This is a genomic window from Streptomyces sp. AC602_WCS936 (genome assembly GCF_019049125.1).
Lineage (GTDB): Bacteria > Actinomycetota > Actinomycetes > Streptomycetales > Streptomycetaceae > Streptomyces.
Map to the genome: position 1 here is coordinate 173,961 of NZ_JAGMUF010000090.1, position 7,054 is coordinate 181,014.

General features: G+C 71.9%; 4 protein-coding genes and 1 pseudogene. All 5 read left to right on the forward strand.

Annotated elements, in window-relative coordinates; all coding sequences use genetic code 11:
• The first annotated feature begins 43 nt into the window (after positions 1–43).
• Complete coding sequence (locus KUM03_RS26135; RefSeq protein ID WP_217251844.1) at positions 44–2,002, forward strand: TIGR03960 family B12-binding radical SAM protein; 1,959 nt, start codon at positions 44–46, stop codon at positions 2,000–2,002.
• Between the two features lie 221 nt (positions 2,003–2,223).
• Positions 2,224–4,161, forward strand: a complete 1,938-nt coding sequence (locus KUM03_RS26140; protein WP_217251846.1) for a trypsin-like serine protease — start codon at positions 2,224–2,226, stop codon at positions 4,159–4,161.
• A gap of 39 nt (positions 4,162–4,200) precedes the next feature.
• A complete protein-coding gene (locus KUM03_RS26145) occupies positions 4,201–5,268 on the forward strand; it encodes a hypothetical protein (protein ID WP_217251848.1) in 1,068 nt (355 codons plus the stop codon).
• Between the two features lie 140 nt (positions 5,269–5,408).
• Positions 5,409–6,185 carry a TIGR03936 family radical SAM-associated protein gene (locus tag KUM03_RS26150; RefSeq protein ID WP_217251851.1) on the forward strand — a complete coding sequence of 259 codons (777 nt, stop codon included), beginning with the start codon at positions 5,409–5,411 and terminating at the stop codon, positions 6,183–6,185.
• 273 nt (positions 6,186–6,458) lie between these two features.
• Positions 6,459–7,054 (forward strand): annotated as a pseudogene (locus KUM03_RS26155) (ribonuclease E/G); the annotation flags it as partial.

Here is a 7,054-nt window from a genome sequence, read left to right on the forward strand (position 1 = left end):
AGGCTGGATGGTCCCCCTTGTCAGCACACGAAGGTTCCGTGAGATGCCTGCCGAAGCCGCCGAGTCTGTGAAGTCTGTTTTTCCGCAGCTCGAAGCTCTGCTCCCGCATGTGCAGAAGCCGATCCAGTACGTCGGCGGAGAGCTCAACTCCACGGTCAAGGAGTGGGAATCCTGTGACGTCCGCTGGGCCCTGATGTACCCGGACGCCTACGAGGTCGGCCTGCCCAACCAGGGCGTCATGATCCTCTACGAGGTGCTGAACGAGCAGCAGGGCGTCCTCGCCGAGCGCACCTACAGCGTCTGGCCGGACCTGGAGGCGCTGATGCGGGAGCACTCCGTCCCGCAGTTCACCGTCGACAGCCACCGTCCGGTGAAGGCCTTCGACGTCTTCGGCCTCTCCTTCTCCACGGAGCTGGGCTACACCAACATGCTGGCCGCGCTCGACCTCGCGGGCATCCCGCTGGAGGCCAAGGACCGCGGCATCGACGACCCGGTCGTCCTGGCCGGCGGACACGCGGCCTTCAACCCCGAGCCGATCGCCGACTTCATCGACTGCGCGGTCATCGGCGACGGCGAGCAGGCCGTCCTGGAGATCACCGCGATCATCCGTGCCTGGAAGGCCGAGGGCCGCCCCGGCGGCCGCGAGGAACTCCTCCTCCGCCTGGCGAAGACCGGCGGCGTCTACGTCCCCGGCTTCTACGACGTCGAGTACCTCCCCGACGGCCGCATCGCCCGCGTCGTACCCAACCGCTCGGGCGTCCCGTGGCGCGTCTCCAAGCACACCGTCATGGACCTCGACGAGTGGCCCTACCCCAAGCAGCCCCTCGTCCCGCTCGCCGAGACCGTCCACGAGCGCATGTCCGTCGAGATCTTCCGCGGCTGCACCCGCGGCTGCCGCTTCTGCCAGGCCGGCATGATCACCCGCCCGGTGCGCGAGCGCTCCATCACCGGCATCGGCGACATGGTCGACAAGGGCCTGAAGGCGACCGGCTTCGAGGAGGTCGGCCTCCTGTCCCTCTCCTCCGCCGACCACTCGGAGATCGCCGACGTGGCCAAGGGCCTCGCGGACCGCTACGAGGAGGACAAGATCGGCTTGTCCCTCCCCTCCACCCGCGTCGACGCCTTCAACATCGACCTGGCCAACGAGCTGACCCGCAACGGCCGCCGCTCCGGCCTCACCTTCGCCCCTGAGGGCGGCTCCGAGCGCATCCGCAAGGTCATCAACAAGATGGTCTCGGAGGACGACCTCATCCGGACCGTCTCCACGGCCTACGGCAACGGCTGGCGCCAGGTGAAGCTGTACTTCATGTGCGGCCTGCCCACCGAGACCGACGACGACGTCCTCCAGATCGCCGACATGGCCACCCGCGTCATCGCCAAGGGCCGCGAGGTCTCCGGCTCCGGCGACATCCGCTGCACGGTGTCGATCGGCGGCTTCGTCCCCAAGCCCCACACCCCCTTCCAGTGGGCGCCGCAGCTGTCCGCCGAGGAGACCGACGCCCGCCTGCAGAAGCTCCGCGACAAGATCCGCGGCGACAAGAAGTACGGCCGCTCCATCGGCTTCCGCTACCACGACGGCAAGCCCGGCATCGTCGAGGGCCTCCTCTCCCGCGGCGACCGCCGCACCGGCGCCGTCATCCGCGCCGTCTACGACGACGGCGGCCGCTTCGACGGCTGGCGCGAGCACTTCTCGTACGACCGCTGGATGGCCTGCGCCGACAAGGCCCTGGAGCCCTTCGGCATCGACGTCGACTGGTACACCACGCGCGAGCGCGGCTACGAGGAGGTCCTGCCCTGGGACCACCTCGACTCGGGCCTCGACAAGGACTGGCTCTGGGAGGACTGGCAGGACGCCCTCGACGAGACCGAGGTCGAGGACTGCCGCTGGACGCCGTGCTTCGACTGCGGGGTGTGCCCCGCGATGGACACGGAGATCCAGATCGGCCCGACCGGCAAGAAGCTACTGCCTCTCACGGTCAAGAACACCGCCCCGGCCGGCTGACACAGGTGACGTACGTCATGCTCCGGGAGTGACGTACTGTCAGTTTGGGCGGTTTGAACCGTGGACGAGATCATGGAGCTCGGTCTTAGATGGCTGAGGGGGGCGGGGCACAGGGTGTTTCTCGTGGCGACTGAGCGAAGAACACCCACCGACAAGTGAAAAGCAGTCGGCGTACCGCGACCTTCGAGCCTGTTATCACAAGACCGACTCCTAGGACTGCAATGAACGCACGCAAGACCGCTTCACGCCCGAACCGGCTCAGACGCGCCGGCGTCTCAGGAACCGCCGCGGTCAGGGCCGTCGCGCTCCTCGGCGCGGCGCCGCTGTTGCTCCTCACCGGCACGCCGGCGCAAGCGGTGGTCGGCCAGCCCTCGACGGACGCGGGTCTCGGGTTCACCGCCCGGCTGGTCGTCGGTGACCACCAGCGGGGCTGCTCCGGCTCCCTGGTCTCGCCCGAGTGGGTGCTCACGACCGCCAGCTGCTTCGCCGACGACCCGGCCGCCGACCTCTCCGTGCCCGCCGGCCCGCCCCGGCTGGAGACCGTCGCGACCGTGGGCGGTGTAACGCGGGACGTCGTGGAGCTCCGCCCGCACGGTGAGCGCGACCTCGTGCTGGCCCGTCTGGCGCAGCCGGTGCGGGGAGTGGCGCCCGTCGCCCTCGCCGGCGCGGGAGCCACCGCCGGACAGGACCTCACCGTGGCCGGACACGGCCGTACGGCGACGGAGTGGGCGCCGCTCGAGCAGCACACCGGCACCTTCGCCGTCACCGCCGTCGACGGCGCCGACCTGGTCATGAGCGGCAAGGACGGAGCCTCGGTCTGCCAGGGTGACGCGGGTGGCCCGGTGCTGCGGACCGTCGACGGCCGCCCGGAGCTCGTCGCGGTGAGCAGCCGTTCGAACCACGTGGGCTGCTTCGGCGTCGACTCCGCGGAGGGGACGCCCAGCAGCGCCGTCGCCGCCAGGGTGGACGACATACGCGACTGGGTCACCGGGAACGCGGTGCGGACTCCCGCCGCCGACTTCGACGGTGACGGCCGCAGCGACGTGGGTGTGCTGTACGACAGCGGTCAGCGCAGTGACGGGGCCAATCGCACCGCCCTGTGGTCGTTCACCAGCAGCGGTTCCGGTTTCGGTGGGCCGGTGCGCGAGTGGGACAGTGCCACGGGTGGCAGCTGGAGCTGGAGCCGCTCCAAGGCGTTCTCCGGTGACTTCAACGGTGACGGCCGCAGCGACGTCGGCGTGCTCTACGACTACGGCACCGAGGCCGACGGGACCAACCACACCGGTCTGTGGACGCTGACGAGCAACGGCTCCGGGTTCGGCAAGCCCGTCAAGGTCTGGGACAACGTCACCGACAACGGCCCCAGCTGGGACTGGGACCGGTCGAAGGTGGTCTCCGGCGACTTCGACGGTGACGGCCGTGACGACGTGGGTGTGCTGTACGACAACGGTCAGCGCAGTGACGGGGCCAATCACACCACCCTGTGGACGTTCACCAGCAGCGGTACCGATTTCGGTGGGCCGGTGCGCAAGTGGGACAGCGCCACGGGCGGCAGCTGGAACTGGAACTACTCCAAGCCGTTCGCCGGTGATTTCAACGGCGACGGCCGCAGCGACATCGGTGTGCTCTACGACTACGGTCCCGAGGCCAACGGGGTCAACCGCACCGGCCTGTGGACGCTGACGAGCAACGGCTCCGGGTTCGGCAGGCCGGTCAAGGCCTGGGACAACGTCACCGACAACGGCCCCAGCTGGGACTGGGACCGGTCGAAGGTGGTCTCCGGCGACTTCAACGGTGACGGCCGTAGCGACGTGGGCGTGCTCTACAACAACGGTCAGCGCAGTGACGGGGCCAATCACACCACCCTGTGGACGTTCACCAGCAGCGGTACCGATTTCGGTGGGCCGGTGCGCAAGTGGGACAGCGCCACGGGCGGCAGCTGGAGCTGGAACAATTCCAAGCCGTTCGCCGGAGACTTCGACGGTGACGGCCGCAGCGACGTCGGTGTGCTCTACGACTACGGCCGCCAGGACGATGGCACCAATCGCACCGGCCTGTGGACGCTGACGAGCAACGGTTCCGGGTTCGGTGGGCCGGTGCGCAAGTGGGACAGCGCGGGGTCGTTCAGCTGGAAGTGGGAAAGCAGCGACATCGTCTGACCGAGGATCCGGGCGAGGCGTTTCGGCGTCTTCGCCGGTATGGACCTTGAGAAGCGGCCGCACGGCCGTCCGCAGGAGCCGCCGCGGCGTACGGACCCGGAAGGGTGCGTCGCCGCGGCGGTCCGCGTTCCGGTGCGGATCGTCGTCCTGGTGCTGGTCGTACCGGTGCGGATGGTGTGGGACGTGCTGGCCGTCGCCGGGCGGTTCCTCCTGGACACGGTGGGGCGGCCGGTCGGGCGGGCGCTGGCGTGGCTCGGCCGGGCCCTGTTCGTGTGGCCGCTGGTCGGGCTGTGGCGGTATGTCGTCGTGCCGGTGGCCAAGGGGGTCGGGTGGCTGGGGAACGTGCTGCTCGCCGTGCCGGCGGTGTGGGTGTACCGGTGGGTGCTGACGCCGGTCGGGCAGGCGCTCGGCTGGTTCTTCCGGGGCGCGGGCGCGGTGCTCGTGGCCGTCGGGCGCGGGCTGTACGCCGGTCTCGCCCGGCTCGCGCGCTACTTCGTGGTCGTACCGGCCGCCTGGCTCTACGCCTGGGTGCTGACGCCCGTCGGGCATCTGCTGGCCTGGTGCGGCAGGTCGGTGCTCTGGTGTCTGGGCAAGGCCGTCACGGGCGTCGGCACGGTGCTGTACTGGACCGTCCGGGTGCTGCTGGTGCTGCCCGCCCTCGCCGTGTGGCGGTGGGTGCTGGCGCCGGTCGGCCGGGTGCTCGCCGTCATCGGGCGGGAGGTCCTGGACGCGCTCGGGCACGCCTGGCGCGTCGCCGGGTACGTCTCGCGCGCCGTCGGACGGGCGCTGGGCGCCCTGTTCCGGTGGACCGTCGCCGAACCGGCGCGGTGGGTGTACCGGAGCGTGCTGACGCCGGTGGGGCACGCCGTGCGCGGCACCGTCCTGCGACCCCTCGCCGACGCCGCGCGCGGTGCCCGGCGGGCCGGCCGGCAGGCGCTCCGCTCCGCCCGGCTGTCGGTCCGGCAGGTCCGCGCCGACCTGCGGCGGACGCTGTTCGGAGAGCCGGATCGGGCGCTGCCGGCGGACCGGCGGGAACCCCTGGGCGCGCAAACGCGTACCCTTGAGACAAGGACCGGACGCGAGACCTCCCCGCCGATGCGGGGATGATCCCGACCGCACGACGCCGGGAACGCGTCAGCCGGACCGCTCCCCGCCACCGCGGGGGTGCGTCACGGTCCCGACCGCCGTACACAAGGAGAAGTCCCCTGGGCAAGCGACAGCCCGAAGGCCCGCCGCCCGTACCCGCGGTGCAGCGCATTCGTCTGCGTTACACCAAGCGCGGCCGCCTCCGGTTCACCAGCCACCGTGACTTCCAGCGCGCCTTCGAGCGTGCGCTGCGCCGCGCCGAGGTGCCTATGGCGTACTCGGCGGGGTTCACCCCGCACCCGAAGGTGTCGTACGCCAATGCCGCACCCACCGGCACGGGCAGTGAGGCGGAATATCTGGAGATCGCGCTCACCGAGGCGCGGGACCCCCAGCGGCTCCGGGCACTCCTCGACGAGTCCCTGCCCGCCGGGCTCGACATCGTCGACGCGGTCGAGTCCCGGACCTCCGGACTCGCCGATCGGCTGACGGCCTCCGTGTGGGAGCTGCGGCTGGCCGGTGTGGAGCCCGCGGACGCCGAGCGCGCCGTGGCGGCGTTCAACTCGGCCCCGGCGGTGGAGGTCCAGCGCCGGACCAAGAACGGCGTCCGCACCTTCGACGCCCGCTCCGCCGTCGCGCACCTCGAGAGCGTCACCACGCACGGTTCGCCGGCTGATAGGCCGACCGACCAGCCCTGTGCGATACTGCGGCTGGTTGTTCGGCACGTGACGCCTGCCGTACGACCCGACGACGTCCTGTCCGGTCTTCGCGCCGTGGCCGACCTGGCGCCGCCGGTCCCCGCAGCGGTGACCAGGCTGGCGCAGGGGCTGTTCGATGAAGAGACCGGTGCGGTGACCGACCCGCTCGCGCCCGACCGCGAGGCAGAAGCGCCCGAGCCGCAACCGGCCGCCGCTTCCGCCGCCGCGAAGGCGTCGGCGTAAGGAAGGTTCCGCTCAGGGACGGACGTCGTAGCGCCGCCCTCGAACTCGGGAGCCACCTGGGTCGGGCAGCGCACCGACCACAAGACTTTCGCCAGGCCGTGCACGACAAGGGGTACGGAACCGGCGAGACAAGACACGAGAGCTTCCGAGCGGCGCCCGCGCCCCGGACGGCGGCGACCGCGCACCAGCGCGAGCCGCGGACGTCACCGGCGGTCGACCTGTCGACGCCGGACCAGGCGCGGCGCCCGGGAGCCTGACGGGAGAAACCCCCGCATGCTCGAACCGACCGAACCCACCGGGTCCGCGACCAGCTCGACGGACACCGAGTCGAACACCCCCAGCGACACCCTGCCGCCGCGCCGTCGGCGCAGGGCCGCGTCCCGCCCGGCCGGCCCGCCGTCCGGTGCGTCCGCGTCGTCGGCGGAGACCGTCGCGCCGGCGGATGCGGCGCCCGAGGCGGCGGCCGACGAGGCCGTCACCGAAGCCGCCCGTGCCGCCGAGACGGCTGCTGAGCCCGCGCCCGCGGGCCGTCCGCGGCGCCGTGCCGTGCGCCGCGCCTCCTCGCCCGCCGGGGCTCCGGCGTCGGCGGAGGCGGCCGAGACCGTCGTTCCGGCGTCCCCCGCCGCAGAGGCCCCCGTACAGCCCGAGCAGCCCGCCGCCTCGGAGCCGGCCGTCGAGGATGCCGCGCCGCGTCGTGGTCGTCGTCGTGCCACGCGTACGGTAACGGCGCCCGCCGAGACCGCGCCCGCCGAGCAGGCCGATGCCCCCGCGCAGCCGGAGCAGGCCGCCGCCTCGGAGCCGGCCGTCGAGGAGGCCGCGCCGCGTCGTGGTCGTCGTCGTGCCACGCGTACGGTGACGGCGCCCGCCGA